General features: G+C 53.4%; 22 protein-coding genes. 5 read left to right on the top strand and 17 right to left on the bottom strand.

Going from position 1 to position 21,306, the window contains the following annotated elements; genetic code table 11:
- Positions 1 to 389: 389 nt before the first annotated feature.
- From ispE to RBH76_12605, 4 genes are read right to left on the bottom strand one after another with little or no spacing between them, the layout of a single operon-like run.
- A complete protein-coding gene (gene ispE, locus RBH76_12620) occupies positions 390 to 1,268 on the bottom strand; it encodes a 4-(cytidine 5'-diphospho)-2-C-methyl-D-erythritol kinase (protein ID WMJ83564.1) in 879 nt (292 codons plus the stop codon).
- Between the two features lies 1 nt (position 1,269).
- Positions 1,270 to 2,436, bottom strand: a complete 1,167-nt coding sequence (locus RBH76_12615; GenBank protein ID WMJ85233.1) for an aminotransferase class I/II-fold pyridoxal phosphate-dependent enzyme — start codon at positions 2,434 to 2,436, stop codon at positions 1,270 to 1,272.
- Positions 2,436 to 2,909, bottom strand: coding sequence for an Lrp/AsnC family transcriptional regulator (locus tag RBH76_12610; GenBank protein ID WMJ83563.1), 474 nt, complete (start codon positions 2,907 to 2,909; stop codon positions 2,436 to 2,438). The genes RBH76_12615 and RBH76_12610 overlap by 1 nt, the downstream gene beginning before the upstream one ends.
- A gap of 36 nt (positions 2,910 to 2,945) precedes the next feature.
- The gene (locus RBH76_12605; GenBank protein ID WMJ83562.1) at positions 2,946 to 4,145 is read right to left on the bottom strand and encodes a nucleotidyltransferase family protein; all 1,200 of its coding nucleotides are present in this window, start codon (positions 4,143 to 4,145) and stop codon (positions 2,946 to 2,948) included.
- 383 nt (positions 4,146 to 4,528) lie between these two features.
- On the opposite strand from RBH76_12605, the gene RBH76_12600 reads away from it, so the two are divergent.
- Positions 4,529 to 5,722 (top strand): acetate kinase, encoded by a 1,194-nt coding sequence (locus RBH76_12600; protein ID WMJ83561.1) that lies wholly within the window; start codon positions 4,529 to 4,531, stop codon positions 5,720 to 5,722.
- Between the two features lie 25 nt (positions 5,723 to 5,747).
- Here RBH76_12600 and RBH76_12595 read toward each other — a convergent pair whose 3' ends face one another.
- The 8 genes from RBH76_12595 to RBH76_12560 form a co-directional block, all read right to left on the bottom strand.
- Positions 5,748 to 5,912: a hypothetical protein gene (locus RBH76_12595; GenBank protein ID WMJ83560.1), complete on the bottom strand. Its 165-nt coding sequence runs from the start codon at positions 5,910 to 5,912 to the stop codon at positions 5,748 to 5,750.
- A gap of 441 nt (positions 5,913 to 6,353) precedes the next feature.
- A complete protein-coding gene (locus tag RBH76_12590; GenBank protein WMJ83559.1) occupies positions 6,354 to 7,010 on the bottom strand; it encodes a hypothetical protein in 657 nt (218 codons plus the stop codon).
- A 20-nt stretch (positions 7,011 to 7,030) separates the two neighbouring features.
- A complete protein-coding gene (locus tag RBH76_12585) occupies positions 7,031 to 9,187 on the bottom strand; it encodes a Tex family protein (GenBank protein ID WMJ85232.1) in 2,157 nt (718 codons plus the stop codon).
- A gap of 106 nt (positions 9,188 to 9,293) precedes the next feature.
- Positions 9,294 to 10,142 carry an MBL fold metallo-hydrolase gene (locus RBH76_12580; GenBank protein ID WMJ83558.1) on the bottom strand — a complete coding sequence of 283 codons (849 nt, stop codon included), beginning with the start codon at positions 10,140 to 10,142 and terminating at the stop codon, positions 9,294 to 9,296.
- A gap of 26 nt (positions 10,143 to 10,168) precedes the next feature.
- Positions 10,169 to 10,648, bottom strand: a complete 480-nt coding sequence (gene rlmH, locus RBH76_12575) for a 23S rRNA (pseudouridine(1915)-N(3))-methyltransferase RlmH (protein WMJ83557.1) — start codon at positions 10,646 to 10,648, stop codon at positions 10,169 to 10,171.
- Positions 10,649 to 10,768: 120 nt separating this feature from the next.
- Positions 10,769 to 11,560: an MBL fold metallo-hydrolase gene (locus RBH76_12570; GenBank protein WMJ83556.1), complete on the bottom strand. Its 792-nt coding sequence runs from the start codon at positions 11,558 to 11,560 to the stop codon at positions 10,769 to 10,771.
- Between the two features lie 79 nt (positions 11,561 to 11,639).
- The gene (locus RBH76_12565) at positions 11,640 to 12,929 is read right to left on the bottom strand and encodes a UDP-N-acetylglucosamine 1-carboxyvinyltransferase (GenBank protein ID WMJ83555.1); all 1,290 of its coding nucleotides are present in this window, start codon (positions 12,927 to 12,929) and stop codon (positions 11,640 to 11,642) included.
- Positions 12,930 to 13,261: 332 nt separating this feature from the next.
- Entirely contained in the window at positions 13,262 to 13,519 is a 258-nt protein-coding gene (locus RBH76_12560) for a sporulation transcriptional regulator SpoIIID (protein WMJ83554.1), read from the bottom strand.
- 328 nt (positions 13,520 to 13,847) lie between these two features.
- On the opposite strand from RBH76_12560, the gene RBH76_12555 reads away from it, so the two are divergent.
- The 4 genes from RBH76_12555 (at position 13,848) to RBH76_12540 (ending at position 15,650) form a co-directional block, all read left to right on the top strand.
- Positions 13,848 to 14,192 (top strand): hypothetical protein, encoded by a 345-nt coding sequence (locus RBH76_12555; GenBank protein WMJ83553.1) that lies wholly within the window; start codon positions 13,848 to 13,850, stop codon positions 14,190 to 14,192.
- Positions 14,193 to 14,476: 284 nt separating this feature from the next.
- Entirely contained in the window at positions 14,477 to 14,614 is a 138-nt protein-coding gene (locus tag RBH76_12550; protein ID WMJ83552.1) for a hypothetical protein, read from the top strand.
- A gap of 118 nt (positions 14,615 to 14,732) precedes the next feature.
- The gene (locus tag RBH76_12545; GenBank protein WMJ83551.1) at positions 14,733 to 15,116 is read left to right on the top strand and encodes a hypothetical protein; all 384 of its coding nucleotides are present in this window, start codon (positions 14,733 to 14,735) and stop codon (positions 15,114 to 15,116) included.
- 21 nt (positions 15,117 to 15,137) lie between these two features.
- A complete protein-coding gene (locus RBH76_12540) occupies positions 15,138 to 15,650 on the top strand; it encodes a hypothetical protein (GenBank protein WMJ83550.1) in 513 nt (170 codons plus the stop codon).
- A gap of 162 nt (positions 15,651 to 15,812) precedes the next feature.
- Here RBH76_12540 and RBH76_12535 read toward each other — a convergent pair whose 3' ends face one another.
- The 5 genes from RBH76_12535 to RBH76_12515 form a co-directional block, all read right to left on the bottom strand.
- A complete protein-coding gene (locus RBH76_12535; protein ID WMJ83549.1) occupies positions 15,813 to 16,676 on the bottom strand; it encodes a YitT family protein in 864 nt (287 codons plus the stop codon).
- Positions 16,677 to 16,900: 224 nt separating this feature from the next.
- Entirely contained in the window at positions 16,901 to 17,680 is a 780-nt protein-coding gene (locus tag RBH76_12530) for an ABC transporter permease (GenBank protein ID WMJ83548.1), read from the bottom strand.
- Positions 17,681 to 17,794: 114 nt separating this feature from the next.
- The gene (locus RBH76_12525; protein ID WMJ83547.1) at positions 17,795 to 18,913 is read right to left on the bottom strand and encodes an ABC transporter substrate-binding protein; all 1,119 of its coding nucleotides are present in this window, start codon (positions 18,911 to 18,913) and stop codon (positions 17,795 to 17,797) included.
- A gap of 175 nt (positions 18,914 to 19,088) precedes the next feature.
- Positions 19,089 to 20,120 (bottom strand): ABC transporter ATP-binding protein, encoded by a 1,032-nt coding sequence (locus RBH76_12520; protein ID WMJ83546.1) that lies wholly within the window; start codon positions 20,118 to 20,120, stop codon positions 19,089 to 19,091.
- 15 nt (positions 20,121 to 20,135) lie between these two features.
- The gene (locus tag RBH76_12515; protein ID WMJ83545.1) at positions 20,136 to 20,969 is read right to left on the bottom strand and encodes an ABC transporter permease; all 834 of its coding nucleotides are present in this window, start codon (positions 20,967 to 20,969) and stop codon (positions 20,136 to 20,138) included.
- Between the last annotated feature and the right edge of the window lie 337 nt (positions 20,970 to 21,306).

Raw genomic sequence — 21,306 nt, 5'->3', positions numbered from 1 at the left:
CTTTGTTAAAGTCAGGACGGCAGGCCATGACCCACTGTGGGCGGGTGTTGTTCTATGCGGTTATTTCTGCCGATCCTGTTGCAATAACAGGATGGTCAGGTTTCTGGCGGTTTATGCACTCAGCGGATTTCTTTTGCCGAAGGCTTCAAAGGTATAAGTAATACTGCTCTAAACGGCGTCGAGGGAACCCCTGGCAGGGGGTCCCCTGCGCAAAACAGTTCCCCGTTTTGGCTCCCCCCTTCCTGTGTTTTTCAAGTCATAAAACACCGCTTGGGGTCCCACCCCAAACCTCGTAAGATTTAAAAAGCTTGACCGAAACCAGAAAGTAACAGCCCGACAAGTCTGTCGGGCTGTTGGCTCAGATGACATCTCAATTTACACAACCAAAACTATTCTACTAAAACGCCACAATTGACCGGATTAGCCAGCCAGCTTTTCCAGCCAAAGGGCAAAAGCGCTTCGCGAGCCCTTTGGGCGGATAGTGCATCGGCAAAGAGACCGAAAACTGCAGTGCCAGAGCCGCTCATAGCGCTGCCAAGTGCGCCCGCTCTCAATAGCGCCGCCTTCATCTCTGCAACCGCAGCCACGGGGCAGCACTGCTCAAACACATTGCCACAGGCTGTGGCGACCTGATGCAGATCGCCGCTATGTAGCGCCGCTATCATGGGTTGGGCTTGCGGCTGAACCGGATTTTGCAGCGCGTCGAACCGCCGGTACGCCTCTGGCGTGGAAACGCCCTCACCGGGATGCAGAATCAGCAGTGTGCAGTCGGGGCAATTGGGCAGCGGGGTAAAAATATCGCCGATGCCCTCGGCAAGTTTGGTTCCACCGGTGAGGCAAAACGGCACATCCGCCCCGATTTTTGCGGCAATCTCCAGTAGATGCTGCTGAGAAAACGGCTGCCCAAACAGCACATTGCAGGCGGCAAGCACCCCTGCGGCGTCGGCGCTGGCCGAGCCTAAGCCCGCCTGATACGGCACCCGTTTTTGCAGCTTGACAAAGATGCCGCTGCGCCGCGGTAGCCCCGCATGACATAAAAAGGTCTGTGCCGCGCGATAGGCTGTATTGCGTTCGTCGGTCGGTAAAGCGGGGTCGTCACAATTAAGTGTGACGCCCCCGCCCTCGGTTTTAAAAACCTTGACCACATTACAAATCGAAATGCTCTGCATTACCGAACACAACGTGTGATAGCCGTCGTCACGTCGGCCGGTGATCGCAAGAGTCATATTAATTTTTCCAAAAGCTTTTGCGGTAATAGATTCTGTCATCTCATTTGATTTCCTTCAAAAATTCCGCAATGCGTTCAAGCGCGGTGATGAGATGCTCCATCGAGTAGGAATAAGAGATGCGGACATACCCCTCGCCACATTCACCGAACGCGTCACCCGGAATAACCGCGACCCGCTTGGCGTTTAAAAGCTGCTCGCAAAATTCGGCACTGGTCAAGCCGGTGGATTTGATGCTTGGGAAGACGTAAAATGCGCCCCTGGGCTCAAAACAGGTCAGGCCCATCGCGTTTAGGCGATCCACTAGCATGCGGCGGCGCATGTCATATTCGTCGCGCATTTCTGCGATGGCGTCGTCACAGCTTTTCATCGCCACAATGGCGGCAAACTGGCTGACGGTGGGCGCGCACATAACGGCGTACTGGTGAATTTTGAGCATCTGGTCAATGATCGGCTTGGGGCCACAAGCGTAGCCCAAGCGCCAGCCAGTCATGGCATAGGCCTTCGAGAAGCCGTTGACCACGATGGTGCGCTCCCACATATCAGGGATATTAGCCAGAGAATAATGTTTGATGCCGCCGTAAGTCAGTTCGCCATAAATCTCGTCGGAAAGCACCATGATATCGGTGCCGCGCAGCACGTCGGCGATCGCTTCAAGCTGTTCTTTTGTCATGATGCCGCCGGTGGGGTTGGAAGGGAACGGCATAATCAAAAGCTTAGATTTGGGCGAAATTGCGGCTTTGAGTTCCTCGGGGGTCAGCGAAAAGCCGTTTTCGGCCTTGGTGGCAATTGGCACCACCTTGGCTTGCGAGAGCGCCGCAATCGGCGAATAGCACACAAAGCTCGGCTCGCACACCATAACCTCATCGCCCGGCTCAACAAGCGCACGAATACACATATCAATCGCCTCAGAGCCGCCCACTGTGACAAAAAGCTCGTCAGGCTTATAATTTAATTGAAAGCGGCGAGCCATATAGTTAGAAATTTCGCTTTTCAGCTCCGCCATGCCCGCGTTGGCGGTGTACCAGGTTTTGCCTGCCTCAAGCGCCTGTATACCCGCGCGGCGCACCGCCCACGGCGTTTTAAAGTCGGGTTCGCCAACACCGAGCGAAATGACGTTTTCCATTTCGTTCGCAAGGTTAAAAAAGCGTCGTATGCCCGAAGGCTTGATGTCTTTGACCGTCTGTGACAGCACTTTATCATAATTGATCAAACCCGCACCTCCCGCATATCTTTATCTTTTTTAGTGGCTATGCCCCGCTCTTTGTAAGTCTTGAGCAAAAAGGTTGTGGAGGTGGACTGCACCCCTTCAAGCGGGGAAAGACGCGAGGCAACGAACATGGCAACCTCCTGAAAGGTCTTGCCTGAAACGGTCAGCGAAAGGTCGTAGCCTCCGCTCATCAGCGTCACCGTCTCAACCTCTTCAAAGCTGGCCAACTGCTCGGCAATGTCGTCAAAGCCCCTTTTTCCGTTTAGTAAAATCTTGACCGCGATCTGAGCCGTCACATAGTTGCGGTCGGTCTTTTCCCAGTCGACAAGGGTGGTATAGCCCTTGATGGTGCCGTTTTCTTCATAGGCCTTAATTTCGGCCTTCACCTCGTCGACGGTCTTGCCGGTCGCCGTGGCAATATCCTCATGGGACATTCTGGCGTTCTTATCTAAAAGCATCAAAATAGATTTCATAGCTTACCCTTCCTTTCGTCTTTAGGTCATTACAGTTTAAATATCACGGACGCTGTCGGCCACGTAATCATAACCGCAGGGGCGGATGACCGGCAGTCCCAACAGATAAATATCGGTTGCGCGTGCTTCCAGCTCGACAAAGGCAGCGCACACCTCGTTGACGCGGCTCAAATAGGCCAGCGAGTCGGACACCGGCAACGTGGCGGTCTCCTTCATGCGCGAGAGTATCTCTCGACCACGCGTGTTAAAGCCCAGCACGCGGATGTAGGGCGGCTTTTGCTCACCATAGATGGATTCCAGCCCTAAAAACGCCGACATGACCACCCGGCGGATTCTGGCCGCGGTGTAGCGCTTGGACTTTGCCAGCGTGTAGATTTCTTCAACGCTGCACGCCTGTCGGATGGCTGCATAGATACGGTTTTCAAGCCCTTCGGAGAGATCGGGCACACGAGATATTTCCTCAGCCGTCATGCGGCGCAGTACGCCGAGCATCATGGCTTGCAGCTTTTTCTCGTCAAACGGCGCCAGCGATTCCTGTACGGCAGCCCCAAGAGCTGCATGCGCCCCCTCTGGCATAAAATCGGAAATAGCCGCAACGCCACCGCTGCGCATCAGCGCCCGCAAAAAAGAGGCCGAGGCCATTTCGCCTTTTGCAACAACGTCGTCGTGCCTAGCGCCGTTTCTTACAACAGCGAACGGCACAATGCGGCTGCCCATGAGTTTGAGCTGACGGATATATTCCACCGCCAGCGCGTCGTTGGGGCTGCCGAGTGTTTCGGCAATTTCGTCACCACAAAGTTCGCTGACCGCCTGCTGCCGCGCACGCGCAAAGGTGATTCCGGTTGAAAGCAACTGAGTCATGCGCTCACACACGGGGGCGCTATCCACCGCATTCGCAGCCGCTTTTAATATTGAAAGATAGCCGGACTCGCTGCCAAAGGACAAGACATCGACACATCCCATTCCTTCTGCGATGCCCGCGACGCCAAGCGCAAAGCGCTGTGCGGTCGCCATGGCATAGGGGAGCGGCAGCTCCAGTATCAGATCGGCGCCGCCCGCAAGCGCCGACCTGACACGAGCTCGTTTCTCTGCAATGGCAGGGGTTCCGCGCTGGGTAAAATTGCCGCTCATAATCGCGACGATATGCGTTGCCCCCGCTTCACGCGTTTTGGCGATGTGATAGGCATGCCCGTTGTGAAACGGGTTATACTCCGCCGCAATTGCTACAATAGTCATTAGCGCTACCCCCTTTCATCTGTTGCGGTATTTCAAGCCCCATATGCCGCACACAAAATTTTCATGGATTTTTAAGTATTTTGGGCTCGAAAAATGCCCACGATAGTGTAAATATCCAATAATACTTCGATTTACTGCGGTATACTTGAACTTTTGGAAATTATATAATATTATATTATTTATGAGCACCCTAGTCAAGAAATACTGACGATTACGCGCGTAATCCCGTTTGGTATTCCTAATTGACAAAAGGGGCGTTCTTTTTTGCAAGCATGGTCGTGTTTTAATACTGATATTCCTCTAAAAAGTTGATATCTTGGCAACAGCTAATCTATTTAACCTTTTAATCTGGTATTTCAGTATAACAAAGGAGGATAACAATAATGAAAATTCTGGTAATCAATGCGGGCAGCTCCTCGATGAAGTACCAGCTCATCGACATGGAAACCGAGCTAGTCATCGCCAAGGGTCTCTGCGAGCGCATCGGCGCCGGCGGCCAAATCAGCCACAAGCTTTCGAACGGCACCAAGATTGAGTATGAGACGCCCTTCCCCACCCACGCTGAGGCGTTTGCCGAGGTTGTCGAGCTGCTGACCTGTGGCGAGCACAAGGTGATCAACAACATCTCTGAGATCTCGGCCATCGGCCACCGCGGCGTGCACGGCGGCGAGAAATTTGCCTGCTCGGCACTCATCGACGACGAGGTCATGAACGCCATCGACGAGCTTTCGACCCTCGCACCCCTGCACAACCCGCCCGGCCTGACTGCGATGAAGGCCTGCCGCAAGGTGTTCGGCGAGAAGATTCCGATGGTTGTCGTGTTCGACACCGCCCTCCATCAGACCATGCCCTCCAAGGCTTATATCTATCCGATTCCCTACGAGTACTATGAGAAATATCGCCTGCGCCGTTATGGCTTCCACGGCACCAGCCACCGTTTTGTCTCCCAGCGTCTGGTCGAGTTGACCGGCAGGGACAACCTGAAGGTCATCACCTGCCATCTGGGCAACGGTTCCTCCATCACCGCTATCAACGGCGGCGAGTGCGTGGACACCACCATGGGTCTGACTCCGCTGGATGGCCTCATCATGGGTACCCGCTGCGGCGCGATTGACCCCTCGCTTGTCAGCGTTATGTCTGAGAAGTCGGGCTTCCGCACCAGCAAGATCATTGACATCCTCAACAAGCAGGCCGGCCTGGTCGGCATCTCGGGCGTTTCTAGCGACATGCGCGACCTGCACGCCGCAGAGGATGCCGGCAACGAGCGCGCCAAGCTGGCTGTGGATATCCTGTGCTACCAGATCAAGAAGTATATCGGCTCCTACGCCGCCGCTCTCGGCGGGCTAGACGCTGTCTGCTTCACCGGCGGCATCGGCGAGAACGACGACGTTGTGCGTGAGCGTGTCTGCGAGAACATGGAAGTGCTCGGCATCAAGTTCGACGCTGCCAAGAACAGCGGCTGCCGCGAGGAAGCTTGCATCTCCACTCCCGACTCGAAGGTCGCGGTTTGGGTGCTGCCCACCAATGAGGAGCTGCTCATTGCACGCGACACCAAGGATATTGTCGAAAAGCTGTAAGATTTTTGATTATTATTGCCTGAATTTAAAAAGAGTCTGCATTGCCACATGGCGGTGCAGACTCTTTTGTTGCTTTAACGGAAAGGTGGTCGAATGGCTTGAAGCTTTGGTCAAAAGGGACAGGGTCGACAAAAGCCGCAGCGGACATCCCCGCATTAACGAGGGGATCGCCCCCCAAAAAACTGACCATAGAAAGCCCCCGTCGCCCTATGCTAAACTGATGGTAGGGCGGGCGGCTTTCTTACAAAAAACAGCAACCCCAAAACACATTGACCATGGGGGGCAGGTTCGGTGTTACGGGGTTTGAACCATATTCTAATATGAGCAAGGGCTGCCTGAAAACAGCGCTTGCCTGTTTTGATGCGCGTTAATATGAACCTTGATAAGTGAAAAAGCGTTTATATTAGCTACGCTAATGATGCCGTTTAAAAACGTCTGCAAGAGTTTGCGGCAATCAGCGGCAAGTTGCGGCGGCCTGCCGCAAGCTGTAAAAACCTGCGGCAGATGGCGGCTCGCGCGGGCGCGGAATCCGAATCCGAATCCCAATACGAATACGAATCTGAATCTGAATACGAGAGAGAGAGGCGGCGTGCTTTCAGCACACCGCCCCCAAAAAAGCCAAACTAAATTTTCAAATCTTTTGAGCAGAGCGCATCCGGTTGATAGTGACCATAAGGTTTTCGTGCTGCACGGCTTTGGGGTCAAAGCGCACCAACGCAAAAACACCTTGCATGATAAAGCCGACGCTCAACACCGAAACCAACGTGCCGATGCCCACCTTGCCCCCCAGCATCCATCCACTCAGCAGCGCGGCACCCTCCAGCAGGGTGCGCGTCAAGCCGATAGGAAGCTTCGGATACTTGCGGTGAAGGGCAACCATCAGCGAATCGCGTGGGCCGCCGCCTAATCCTGTGCCCATGTAAAAATACATTCCAAAGCAAACAATCACCAAGCCTGCAAGCAAAAGCACAAGCCCCGAGAAAAAATTTTCCATCTTGGGTAACAGCTCGATGTAATTGAAAAAATCCACCATCTTGCCGATCATGATAGTATTGACTATCGTGCCAAAGCCGATTTTCTCACCCAGCAGTACATCCGCCACCAGAATGATCAGCCCCACCATCACGGAGGCGTTACCGAAGCTTAAACCCGTGGCACAATTGATGCCCATGTGCAGCGCGTCCCAGGGGCTAAGCCCCAGATTTGCCTGAATTGTCATGTAAACGCCGCAGCCGTAAAACGCTATTCCAAAGATCATCCGCAAAAATCTTATCCCATAGTTCGGCATCGTCTTATTCCTTCTCTGTCTTAGATGTCCCGCATGGTCAGTGAAATCCGCTTGCGGCGGGCGTCCACTTCCAGCACCTTCACCTTCACTACGTCGCCCACCCGAACCGCCTCGCTCGGGTGCTTTAAGAACCGGTCGCAAATGCGAGAGATATGCACCAGCCCGTCCTGATGCACGCCGATGTCAACAAACGCGCCGAAATCGACCACGTTGCGCACCGTGCCGTCCAAAACCATGTCGGGCTTGAGGTCTGAGAGCTCCAGCAGATCAGAGCGCAGCATTGGCGGCGGCAGCTCGTCACGCGGGTCTCGCCCGGGCTTTAACAGCTCTGTGACCATGTCGCGTAGCGTGGGAACGCCGACGCCAAGCTCTGCCGCCAGCGCTGATTCATCCTTTTCTGCCACGCGCTCAGGCAACGTTTGAAGGCGTCCGGCGCGTAAATCCGCCTCGTTAAAGCCGCAAGCTTTGAGCAGCTTTTGCGCCGCGGTATAGCTCTCGGGATGTACCGCCGTATTGTCCAGTGGGTTCTCGCTCTCGGCGACGCGCATGAAGCCCGCCGCCTGTTCAAATGCCTTTTTGCCGAGCTTTGGCACCGACATCAGCGCCTTGCGGGAGGTGAAATGTCCGTTCTCCTCGCGGTAGGCCACAATATTCTTCGCCAACGCCGGGCCGACGCCCGCAATGTACGCCAAAAGCGAAAACGATGCGGTGTTGACATCCACACCCACCGAGTTGACGCAGTCCTCGACCACGCCGCCCAGTGTCTGATCCAGCCGATTTTTGGGCATATCGTGCTGGTACTGCCCCACGCCGATGGCCTTGGGGTCAATCTTGACCAGCTCGGCCAGCGGGTCTTGCAACCTGCGGGCAATCGATACTGCCGAGCGCAGCGACACGTCGTACTGCGGAAATTCCTCAGCGGCAAGTTTTGAGGCCGAATAGACACTCGCGCCCGCCTCGCTGACCACCATGTAGGACACCGGCGTGTCCAGCGTTTTGATGAGGTCGGCGACAAAGATTTCCGACTCCTTCGAGGCGGTGCCGTTGCCGATAGAAATAATGCTGACGTTATGCTTTTTGATTAGCGCCTTGAGCTTCGCGGCAGCTTCGTCAACCTTGCTCTGGGGCGGCGTCGGATAGACCACAGTGGTATCAAGCACTCGGCCGGTGGCATCGACCACCGCAATTTTGCAGCCAGTGCGGTACGCGGGGTCAAGCCCCAGCGTCACCCGGCCCTTGACGGGCGGCTGCATTAAAAGCGGCTTTAAGTTTAGCGCAAATACCTTTATCGCCTGTTCGGCGGCATTTTCGGTCAGTGTGCTACGCAGTTCGCGCTCCAATGATGGGAAAATCAAACGGGTCAGCGCATCGGCGCAGGCTTCTTTCACCACATGAATCGACGGCGAAAAGCCTTTTTTGACCACCACGCGCTCCAGCGTTTGCAGCGCGGCTTCCATGTCGCACTCAATCGAAACTTTGAGTACATCCTCGCGCTCCCCGCGGTCAATCGCCAGCACGCGGTAGCCCGCCACTTTGTTCACCGGCTCGGAAAAATCGCAGTACATGGCGTAGACGCCCTGCGCCGCCTGCTCGTCGTCCGACACCGAACGCAAACATGCCGTTCGCTGCAAAAATGCGCGTAGAGCGCCGCGCACCGCCGCATCATCCGAGACCATTTCGGCGATGATGTCTTTCGCGCCCGCAATAGCGTCCTCGACCGTTTCCACCCCTTTTTCAGGTTCAACAAACGGCGCAGCAAGCACGTCGGGCAGCGCTGCGCCGGTCTGTTCAAAGAATTTAAGCGCCAGCGGCTCCAAGCCCTTTTCCTTAGCCATCAGCGCGCGGGTACGGCGCTTTTTCTTGTAGGGCAGGTAAAGATCTTCAAGCGCCGCCAGCGTTTTGGCGCCGGCGATAGCGGCCGCCAGTTCGTCGGTTAAGGCACCCTGCCCCTCGATATTCGATCGGATTTCCTCGCGGCGTTTGTCCAGATTGCGAAGATAGTTGAGACGATCTTCAAGGTCGCGCAGCTGGCCGTCGTCGAGCGAACCGGTCGCCTCCTTGCGGTAACGGGCGATGAACGGCACGGTGTTGCCCTCGTCGAGCAGCTTAACCGCACTTTCCACCTGACTTTCGCGCAGTGACAATTCCTGCGCCAGTTGCTGTATCAGATTCAAAATGCTCCCTCTTTTCAGGCGTAGTCTATCCAAAAGCCGACGGCCTTCTCGCCGCAGGCAGATGTCGTTCAATAGCTTTATTTAAAAAAGCCGAACTCAGGCTTTTAATCTACGGCATTAAAACCTCAAGTTTTTTGAGCACAAACGGCTCGCCGGGCGGCAACAGCAATCCGCGCCGGTCGCCGTCGGTCACATTTTTAAACACGTCACGCGGATCGCCCTGGTGCGCGGGCTGCGGCGAATCGTAGGTACCGTAATGCAGTGGGAACAACCACGCCTCGGGCAGATTATTCGCCAGAACCGCCGCCGACGTATGGTTGAGGTGGTATTCACACATCGAGACGTCCAATGCGAGCAAGTCAATATTTTTGATGCGCAGATGTGCTTCCATCAGGCGGGTGTCGCCCGGAAAAAACAGCCGACCGTCCGGCGTATTGAGGATGTAGCCGCAGCATTCCCCAGCGCGAAACGGTCTGCCCTCGCGCTTTAAATCTTTAAGCTGCCACGGGTGGTCTGCGGGCGTGACATCAACCGCGATGCCGCCGAGCTGCACCGGCTCATCCTCGCGGCAGACAAACGCCTGCTTTGGGTTGACGCCAAGCTGGGTCAACGCGTGGTAAACGCGGTAGGTGCCAAAAAACTTCGCGCCCTTTTCGGCCAGTGCATTCGCCGTTATCGGACCGAGGTGGTCGATGTCCGAGTGGGTGTACAGCACATAGTCGACGTGCGAGATCTGCTGCGCCAGAATCGGCAGCGCGATTTTAAGCTTCAGCCCCGCCTCGCTGCACCCCTCTTTATCAGGCGAAAGCGAAAGCACCGGGTCAATAAGGATAATGACCCCGCGGCAGTTGACCAAAAAACCCGCGCCGCCCAGCCATGTCACCGCTGTATCACTTCTATTTGCAAAGGCGCGCGCATCCATCGGTTTTGTCTTTAATGTGTTTTCTGTTCTGGCCATCGTGCTTCCCCTTTCGGCATCAATTGCTATTTATGATACTTTCCACCCGCCGAAATGGAACAGGCGCGATAAAGCTGTTCGCAGAGTATCAGGCGTATAAGCTGGTGGGGGAAGGTCATGCGCGAGAACGACAGCCGCACCACCGCCGTTTTTTTGACTGCGTCATCCAGCCCAAACGAGCTGCCGATGGCCAGCGAAATGGCACTGTTGCCCTGAACCTCAAGCGCGTCGAGCTTTGCGGCCAACTGCTCGGAAGAGAATAGCTCGCCCTCAATACACAGCGCGATGAGCGCACTGCCGCGGGCTTTGTCCAGAATCTTTTCGCCTTCCAAGGCCAGCGCTGCATCAATCTGCGCCTGAGAGGGCCTCTCGGGCAAGCGTACCTCGTCCAGCTCAATCACCTGAACCCGCGCGAAGGCCGACAAGCGCTTTAAATATTCGGCGCAACCCTGAGAAAGATATTTCTCCTTGAGCTTGCCCACCGTGATTAATCGGATATTTCGCATTTGTACCGCTCTCCCCTTTAAAACTAAAATAGCTTTTGGCGAGAATTTCGCCCCGCAGAAAACGCAGCGGGGCGGGGAACATCCATCGCTAAGATCGCTGCTTTTCGGGGGGACATGGTATTAGAATCTCACCAATCTGGATAGTTCATCGTAGGGCGCAACCTCCAGCTCAAAATCGAGGCCGCGCTGTGCGCCAGCCTCAGCCAAAGCTGCCGCCACCGTCTGCTCAGCCAGCGCAGGGTTGTTGTTCTCGCGAGAGAGATGCCCTAAAAAGAGTTGCGCCGTACCGGATTCCACCAACGCCGCGGCAAACGCCGCCGAGCTGCTGTTATCCAAATGCCCATTGTTCGAGGCGATACGCTTCTTTAAAAAATAAGGGTACGGCCCCATTCGCAACAGCTGCGGATCGTAGTTGGCCTCCAGCAACACGGTGCGGCAGCCCCGAACCCCTTGCATAACCTCATCGGTGATGACCCCTAAGTCGGTGGCGACCGCAACGGTCTGCTCATTGGGCAGCGTCAGGCGGTAGCCGACGCTGGCGGCGCTATCGTGGGGGGTGGCAAACGCCCGAATCTGCATGCCCGCCGCTTCAAATGGGCAGCTGGTCACTTCGACAAGCGTTGCACCGGCCGGCACATGATTGCGCGCCGCTATGTAGTCGAGCACCGGGCCGGTGGCGTACACCGCCGCACCGGTTTTCTTGATAAGGTTTAACAGTCCTTTGATATGGTCGGTGTGCTCGTGGGTGATCAACACCGCTTTAAGCTCTGACGCCGACTCGCCTGTTTGGGCGATGGCGTTGACAATTCTGCGGCAGCTGATGCCCGCGTCGACAAGCACGGCGCCCTGCGCGCAGGAAATATAGGTGCTGTTACCCGCGCTCGACGAGGCCAGCACGCAGAATTTCGCCAATAGAATCTCCCCTTTAAAAATTAAAACAAAACGGCTATCCCCAAATTGCTTCGGGGATAGCCCCAGACTTTCTAAGCCGCTATTGCGCGGGTCTGATCATATCCGAATCGGGCGTGATCTGCTTTTTGATATCCGCGCCGATATGCACGAGCTTTTCAACAATCTTTTCGTAGCCGCGTTCGATATGCTCGATATCCTCAATTTCGGTGACGCCCTCGGCGGCGAGTGCCGCGATGATCAGCGCAGCCCCGGCGCGAAGATCGGTCGCCTTGACCGGCGCACCGGTCAGCCGCGTGACCCCTTCGATAACCGCCATTTTGCCGTCGACCGAGATATTTGCGCCCATGCGCTTTAATTCGTCGATATACTTGAACCGGCCGCCTTCCCACACGCCCTCGGTGATGATGCTCGTGCCGCCGGCACGGCAAAGCATGGCGGTGATCTGCGGCTGCATATCGGTCGGAAAACCGGGGTGCGGCAGCGTTTTGACATTGACCTTGTTGATAGTGGCCTGTCCCGTCACGTGAACCGCGTCGTCAAGCTCTTCGACGATGGCACCTGCCGCCTCCAGCTTGTCGGTGACTGACTCCAGATGCTTGGGGATGACGTTTTTAATGAGTAGGTCTGACCCCGTCGCCGCCGCCAGCACCATGTAGGTGCCCGCCTCAATCTGGTCGGGAATTATGGAATAGGTGCTGGGACGGAGCACATCCACCCCATGAACCTTGATCACATCGGTGCCTGCGCCGCGGATGTCGGCACCCATCGAGTTTAAAAAGTTGGCCAAGTCAACGATATGTGGTTCTTTGGCAGAATTTTCCATAATGGTGACACCGTGTGCCTTTACCGCGGCCATCATAACGTTGATGGTCGCCCCAACGCTGACTACGTCAAAGTGTATGTGCGCGCCCAACAGGCGGTTGGCCTTGGCGCAGATCATGCCGCTGTCAACGGTCACCTCGGCTCCCAGCGCGGTAAATCCCTTGAGATGCTGGTCGATGGGTCGCACGCCGAAGTTGCAGCCGCCCGGCATCGAGACATTCGCCACGTTGCAGTGCCCGAGCAGTGCGCCGAGGAAATAATAGGACGCCCGCATAGCCCTTGCAAACTCATAGGGAACCTCGTTGCAGTCCACGGCAGAAGTATCTATTTCGAGGGTATCGCGATTGATCCGGCGGGTTTTTGCGCCGAGATGCGTTAGAATTTCGAGTAAAATTTCGACATCGCTGATGTCGGGAACATTTTCGATCACGCAACGGCCCTTTGCCAGAATTGTCGCCGGAATAATGGCAACGGCGGCATTTTTTGCACCGCTGATCGTAATCTCTCCACCAAGGGGTTGACCGCCTTTTATAACAAACTTTTCCAAGGCGAACCTTCCTTCCGTTATTTGCTAACTTATAGTATCTCTCACAAGTAAAATGTTTAAGCACCTATCATTGTGAAAAAGTCAGTAATTTTTATTTTCAGAAACTCCAAAATGCGGCTTTAAAGCCGCAATAAACCATGACCGCCATTCGCCCGTTAAACAGAAATCTTTGTGTGCTTTGGCGGCTTTCACAGATATTGTTTATTGTACAATTTTTCGGTAAAGATGTCAATTATAACGCAGTTTTAAAGCCCTGCAAAACCCAAAAAGCGCACCATCCAAAGTTTGGAAGCGTGCGCTTGAAGGTTGGGCGAGCAAAACTGCCCGACCGGTTATTTCGTCCTCATTTTGGCATATTTTTCTCTTGTGGCCAGCCCTCCGCGAATATGCCGCTGCGACTTATTCACCTCAAGCACATGCCTGCACTGCTCATGCAGCGACGGCGACAGCAGTTTGATGCGTTCGCTGACGTCCTTATGTACGGTGGACTTTGAAATATCAAACGCCTTTGCCGCCTGGCGCACCGTTGCGTTGTTTTCGATGATATATTGAGCGAGCAGTATGGCGCGCTCCTCCGGCAAGCCTTTCACATGTGTGCCCTCCCCTGTGTCGTCTTAGTGCATGTATATGCAGGGGAAAACAATTTTAGAGATTAAGTTTTATGTAAAAGTGTGAGGCGTGGCGTTTGGACACGCGGTTTTTTGTCTCCTTCACTGAAATACGCCATAGAAGGCCACTGTGAACCTATGCTAGAGTCTAGGTATAGAAATGCGGCAGATATCAAAAGGTTTCCGACACAAAGGAAAAAGGCTTTCTGAACGCGTCCGCTTTTTTATCCAAAAATAACTTAAAGGAGAAACAACCACGAAAAATCTCAAAGCATTTTTGAACCCCACCCGTAAGGAGAATCTGAAATTTGTGCTATCCGAAGCGTTTTGCGATGAAAGCAGCGCACCCGTCGAATGGGAGCTGCGCCAACTTTCATCCATGGAAAGCTGTGAGCTGCAAAAGCAGTATGAGGGACGCAGCCAGAGCGACATTCTGCTGACGGTCATCGCCTGTTCGCTGGTGTACCCGAACCTGAGAGATGCCGAACTGCTCAAAGAGCTTTCGCAGCGTGAGGGTAGAACTATTCTGGAGCCCGCCGAGGCACTGAAGGCCTTGACCACCGACGCGGAGCTCACCCGATTGATCGTGATGTACCAGCGGCACAACGCACTGGGCACCAGCCTTGCCGAACTGGCGGCCGAAGTAAAAAACTGATTAAGCAGGGCAAGGACGAAACGGCATTTTTAGCCTATCTTGCCCTGCGCAAGCACCACATACGCCCAAGTGAATTCGCGGCCTATTCTCGCGAGGAACAGGCGTTTTTTTATGCCTGTGAACAGCTTGAGCAGGAGGAAAATCAAAAACTGGCCGAGCGGCAGCGGAATCTGGCACCACGCAGACGAAACTGATTGTAAGACTCATAAAAGCAAAATGTTGCCCTGTCGTATCTTTACGGCGGGGCAGTTGGGGTTAAAAAGAAAAACAAAAGGAAATAAACGATGGAAAATAAAACGATGAAACCGGAGATCACCGAAGCCCTGTGCGAGCTGCTTTTTCAGACCGCCAAAGAAATGCCGCTCATGTCCGTCGGCACGGTGGCGTTGCTCAGTGAGATTTTAAAGCTGCTGTGGCAATAACCTTTATTATAAATTTCCTCCTGCCAATTTTAAAATAACTAGTTTTAAAAGTAAATAATTTTTTATACTTTTCCAAATTATGACGCACCAAAAATAATTAAACAAGGAAGTGATTTTTGTGGGAAAAGATAACGCTTTAGCTTTATTAAGCGAAGATAACCCTCTACGACTTTTGTCATCTCTTTGCGAAGCGCAGGGAAAAACCACGCTGGCGCTTGAACAACTTAAACAAACACAAAGTAAACTGATAGATTCTTTAGGAACTCTGGCAAGCTCTGAGAACTCAGACGATTCTGACACCTTTGGGACTGTTTTTGGCACAGCGGCAGATGTTGCGGGCATTTTATCGTATGCAGATGTGCTTACAGATTACAAGGTGAAAGAGATTATAAATTCAGTATCGACGCTTGCTTTGCTGCAAGCTGCAAAACACCCCGTAGTAGCTAGTGCCTTAGCTATTATGGCTGCTTTTGTTGGCGCCTTTGCTTTTTTGCAGTATTAAGTTGAAGCAGGTCAATTAGTATTGGATATTGATCAGGCAACTGCTCAGGCAAACACCATGGACAGCATCTTGGCGGCATCTAACCCGTTCATCTACGAGGGAGAACCCCCCACTCAACGCGGAGAACTGTTTCGGAAAAAATATGAAAAGCGAAAGAAAGCCCGAGATAAAATCTCACAGGCCACTGCAACTTTAAGCAGTATCGATAATATTTATGGCGCCTCTAATCTCCACCTCTACCAGCCCACCTCTACATTTAACGCATGGCAGACCAACCAACCCCATCCCACCGCAGCCCTTGACGGCTGGCAGCAACAGCAGCTTCAGCTCGCCGATATACAGGCGCAAACCGCACAATACTGGCACATGCAATCCGGCAACAGCAAGAATGAGGCGATCACGCTCAATGTAACCAATAATTTCAAGGGCGTCACGCAGGATCGCAGATCCCTCGATGAGATTAGTGATTATCTCGCCCGCCAAATCAGGGACGACCTCAACGCAGGCAGGCCGCTTTATTCGACCAGCCGGTAGCTCAGTGTAAAAGTTTCAAATTCTCTGTACATATTTCATAAACAACGCCCCGCCTTCACAGCCAAAATGCTGTAAAGACGGGGCATTTGCTATGTCGATGACTCGATGAGAAAACGATTGGACTATCTAAAAGCGCTGAGCCTGTGGGAGAATAATCAAGGGTTATACACCGGTGTGGCAGCTATCCAAAAAGCCTTCGCCGTAAACCTCCTTAGTTTCAGACACGATGACAAAGGCGTGGGGATCGTATGCGTCAATGATCTGTTTGACGCGATAAAACTCTTTTTTATCAACAACACAGAGCAGCGCCTCCCCCTCCTGCCGGCTAAACGCACCGCAGCTTTTAAAAAAGGTCGCACCGCGGCAGAGCTGTCGCATAATGTCGTTGGCAATTTCGGTATTGTACTTTGAAATAATCGTCACCATAGTGCTGCGCTTCATGCCGTAGATGATCATGTCGATAGTCTGGGTGGTGCAGACGATGCACAGCAGGCCATAAAACGCCGTGTCGATGTTTTTATAAACCAGCACTGAGGCGACTACAACCAAAAAGTCCACTAGCATCAGCGCGTGGCCGATCTGAAAATGCGGGGCGGCGCGTTGGATGAGCTTCGCGGCAATATCCATGCCGCCGGTGGTGGAGCCACGCATGAAGATCATCGCCATGCCCACGCCGGAAAACACACCACCAAAGGCGGCCAGCACAATGCGCTCACCCGCGATGGCCGGAAAATAGGGCGTCACCAGAAGATCCTGCACAAGCGCCATGAGTGCGATGGTTTTAAGCGTTTTAAGTGTGGACATTCGCCCTAGATAAAGCCAAGATAAAATCAATAGCGGAATATTTAGAACAAACGACATGACGCCGACCGGCAGCGCGAACATAAAGTTAAGCAAAATGGCAACGCCGGATACGCCACCCGGCGCAATACGGCACCCTGAAATAAAGCACTGAATGGCAATTGCCTGTAAAAATGCGCCGCCGATATCATAGGCGGTATCGACAGCGAGTGTTTTAATCCGCATAACCAACCTTCCTTTCATCATGTCTTATCGTACCATATTTGCCCACCCGATAAAAGAGCGGGCGGGCTTACAAAAGCGGCGGCTACCCCGAGGTCTCTTCTTTCGCAACAGCCGTATTCCACCCTGTGTCGGCGCTTGCTGCAATATGCAAAGCGCCCCGCATCCATAACGACAATGGAATGCGGAGCGCTTTTGGTATTCAAATTAGAAGTACAACAATTTAATTAAACGACGCTTTGCAGACCGAGCGTTTTTTCAATCAGCAACATTACGCCCATCGTTACCGCCATCATCAAAGTGGCCAACGCAGCAATGGTGGGGTCGAAGTGATATTCGACATAGCTCATCATCTCGATCGGCAGCATCGAAACACCGGGGCCGGTTAAAAAGGCCGAGAGCGACACGTTGTTAAACGAATTGATCACCGCCATGATACAGGCCGAGGCAATACCCGATTTAATGTTGGGCAGCACGATGTGAAAAAACGTATAGACCTTTGTTGCGCCTAGGCTTTCGGCAGCCTCCTCTGCGGCGAAGTCGAAATTCGCCAGGCTTGAGGTCACCACTCGCATAATATACGGGATACTCAGCAGTGTGTGGCCGATCAACAGACTTGGAATGACCGGCAGGTTATAGTGCTTGACGACATAGCGCAGCATCATAAAGCCCAGCACGACACATGGAATAAGCACCGGCGACAAGAACAACAGCTTTATGCTTTCTTTGCCCTTAAAACGGTAACGGTTGAGGGCGTACGCCGCCGGGAGCCCCAGCAGTAGCGCAATAAGCGTTCCCGCAATGGCGATGAAAAAGCTCATCTTGGCCGCTTCGATAAACGCGTTCATGGTCAGTGCTTGCGCATACCATTTAAGCGTAAACCCCTCGCCCGGGAACTTTAGATATGGGGTGTCGCTGAAAGACGCCGCGGCAATAACAAGCAGCGGGCCAATCAGAAAAGCGTACACCAAAATTGTAATCAACAGCAGCGTTTTGCTCTTTTTCATACCGTAAACTCCCATAGGCAGTCTTAAAAACCTTGTTTTAAAAAGGCTCAGAAGATTCCCGCGCGGCACAGCCGTTTTAGAGGCTATACCGCTATCGGGTTGCGTTTTAATGTGTTACTTAACCGAGAAGATCGCGTTCCACTGCTCGATCCACTGTGCCTTGTTGGCGTTATACAGCGACCAGTCGGGGAACATCAGGGCGTCAATGGTGTCCTGACCATAGGTGAAGTTGGCGGCCTGCTCTTCGGTCAGCTCAACGTCGGGGCGCACCGGGCTGTCAACGCCGTCGAGCGCCTCGGCAAGCTGAACTTCCTTGCTCAGATAGAAGTCGATGAACGCGGTGGCCAGCTCTTTGTTCTTGCTGTCCTTGATGATGTTGAGCATGTTATAGCTGGAAAAGCTGCCCTCGGTGGGGTCGACCCAAACATAGTCGGGGTTGGCTTTCTGGGCAGCGGTGTAGCTGTAGTCGAGCAGCACAGCGACGCTAACTTCGCCCTGATTGAGCATGGTGATGGTGTCGTTGGCGCTGGTGTAGGTCTTGACGACGTTTGCCTTCAGCTCGCCGAGCTTAGCGAAGATGGCGGCGTCATCCTTGCCAGGCTCAAGGTCAAAAGCCTTGGCGGTGGCATAGTAAAACAGCGGGCCGGTGGTGGTGGTGATATCCGGAATGGCGATGCTTTCAGCCAGTTCGGGGTTCCACAGGTCGGCCCAGCTCTTGATGTCAACGTTGCAATACTGCGCGTCATAGACAATGCCGAGGCGGTTGAAGGTGTAAGCGGGGCCGAAATCCTCGCCCATGGGCGCCTTGGCGCAGTCATAGAGCGCGTCGAGGTTGGTCATGGCAGCGCGGTCGATGGTGTCGATGAGACCCTCTTCGGCCAACTGGGATACAAACAGGTCGCCGATGACAACGACGTCGTAGTTCTCGGGGGACTCTTTGATCTTGGTCACGCGCTCAGCATTCTTGCCGGTGTCCACAACCAGCTTTGCGCCAGTGGCTTCCATGAAGGGGTCGTAGATGTTCTTTTGCAGCAACTCAGCATTAAAGCTAAAGGTGCTGATCGAGAGGGTCTGTCCCTCAAAGGGCTTTTCCGAAGGTTCAGCAGAATCAACGGGGCCGGAGGACGCGGGTGCCTCCGAAGAAGCTGGAGCGCTCGAAGCGCCACCGCAAGCAGTCAGGGAAAGTGCAGCCATCGCTGCAACCAAAACAAGGGCTAAAACCTTTTTACTCATTCCTTTTTCATCCTTCCAGGTCGGAGCGTTTCTTAAAAGTCAAAACAATAGCGAAATTCACTAAAAGCATAAGCGGCAAGGAAGAAAGCGCAAGTACGCCGGATGTATTCCGGGCATTTTTGACGCAGCGCATTTTCAGTGGAATTGCCAAAGTTGTGGACTTTTAAGGCTGCCCCTAGATTAAAATAATTTTATTCGACACCAGCGACAGCGTCACCGCGTCGCCGATGTTGAAGGCTTGTTCCTGGCTGGTGCTGACCACCAGCTCACCGATTGGCGTCTCGACGTTGTACTGGTTGCGCTTGCCCAAAAAGGTGCTAACAACCACCCGCCCCGGCACGGCGTTTGCAGTCTTTTCCCCGGCGGGACAGACGACAATATCCTCAGGGCGGATGCAGCCCTTAAAGCTATCACCCATACAAGGCTGATCGACCGCCAGCGACACACCGGCCGCCGTGAAGTTCTTTTCGCCGGTACGCGTGAGGTTAAAGAAGTTTTCAAAGCCCACAAATCGGGCGACAAATTCGGTTTTGGGGTTGTTGAAGATCTCGCTGGGTGCGCCGAGCTGCTCAATGACGCCATTGTTCATGATGGCGACCTTGTCGCTGATGGCAAAGCACTCCTCTTGGTCATGGGTAACATAGATGGCCGTAAACCCCAGCTCCTGCTGTAATTTTCGGATCTCGACGCGCATTTTGACGCGCAACTTGGCGTCAAGGTTTGAAAGCGGCTCGTCGAATAACAAAAGGTCGGGCTTGACCACCAGTGCGCGGGCCAATGCCACGCGCTGCCGCTGCCCGCCCGAAAGCTCGCGCGGTAGCCGATGCTCAAACCCTTCTAAATCCACAGTTTTTAAAATGTTATGTACTGCGTCGGCAATAGCGGCTGTATCCATTTTCCGCATTTTAAGGCCGAACGCGACGTTGTCAAATATCGTCATGTGCGGGAACAGTGCATAGCTCTGAAACACAAAGCCAAAGTTGCGCTTATGAAGCGGTACCCGGGTGTAATCCTTGCCATCAAACATAAAGCTGCCGCTCATAGGCTCCGAAAAGCCTGCGACAAGGCGCAGCGTGGTCGTTTTGCCACAGCCGCTTGAGCCCAAGAGGCTTAGCAGCTCGCCCTTTTCCACACTGAGGTTAAAATCTTTGAGGATAATATTTTTATCGTAACCCGCCGTGATGTTTTGCAGTTCCAAAAGCGACACAGATACACGTCCTCTCTAAACCATGGGGTTGATCTTTTTACTGAATGCGTTGAAGACAATGGACACCGCCACCGTCACTGCGATCATGGTAACCGCCACCACCGAGGCCTGAACCCAGTCGCCAAGGCTCATGGCGTATTGATAAATAACCGTGGCAAGCACCCTTGTATCGGTTCCGCCGAGCAATTGCGGCGTCGTATAAGCGGTCAGGCAACCGGTGAACACCAGAACGCTACCGGTAACAAGTCCCGAGATACTCAGTGGAAACACCACGCTGAAAAATGCCCGCAACCGCGTCGCGCCCAAATTACAGGCGGCTAAACTCAGATCGTCGGGGATGCTGTCCATCACGCCGATTAAAGATAGGATCATCAGCGGCAAAAACAGTTGCACAAAACCGACGGTCATTGAAAACTCGTTATACAAAAGGCTCTGCGGCTTGGCAAAAAGCCCACTGCCCACCAAAATGCTATTGATGATGCCCTTTTTACCCAGAATGACCATCCAGCTAAAAGACCGGATAACCGGGCTGGTGAACATCGGGAACACCGCCAGCGCCATGAGCATGCCCTTGTGCTTTGAAAAGCGCGCTATGTAGTAAGCTGTCGGGAAACCCAGCACCGCGCACACCGCCGTGCTCAAAAGACTCAGGCGCAGGCTGCGGGCGAACACCTGACGAAAATATTCACTGCCAAACATGGCGATGTAAGCCTCCAGCGAGAAGGTACCGCTTTGTGGAGAGACGGTGGTGACCGCCAGCAGACAGAGCGGAATCAGCATGAATATGGTGACAAATAAAATGCCGGGCAGCATAAGCAGCAGCCAGACAACGCCCTTTGCACGCTTCACCAGAGCTTTCCTCCCTTTATTATAAAAAATGTTCGCGCAATAACTGCGCCGTTTAATGCCTTTGAAAAAATACACTTTAGACTAACATTTTACGACACTAAAGTCAATTACAGTGAGCTTTTTCGGCAGTTTGAGCAGCTTAAAGCCTCCATTTTTTAAAATTTTTGAGATATATAACCGGAGGCTTTATTTCAGTAATGGTAGATAAAACGCCGCATATGATAAATGTGGAAATATCACCAATATTTATCATAGCGGCGGCGGGATACAAAGAATTTTTCTTCCTGAACGCGCTTGACAACCGCCATAAGCTGATGTTTTACCGTGCGCGCCTGCG

Source organism: Oscillospiraceae bacterium MB24-C1 (genome assembly GCA_030913685.1).
Classification (GTDB): Bacteria; Bacillota; Clostridia; order Oscillospirales; family Ruminococcaceae; genus Yanshouia.
This window is presented reverse-complemented; position numbering and strand designations above follow the sequence as displayed.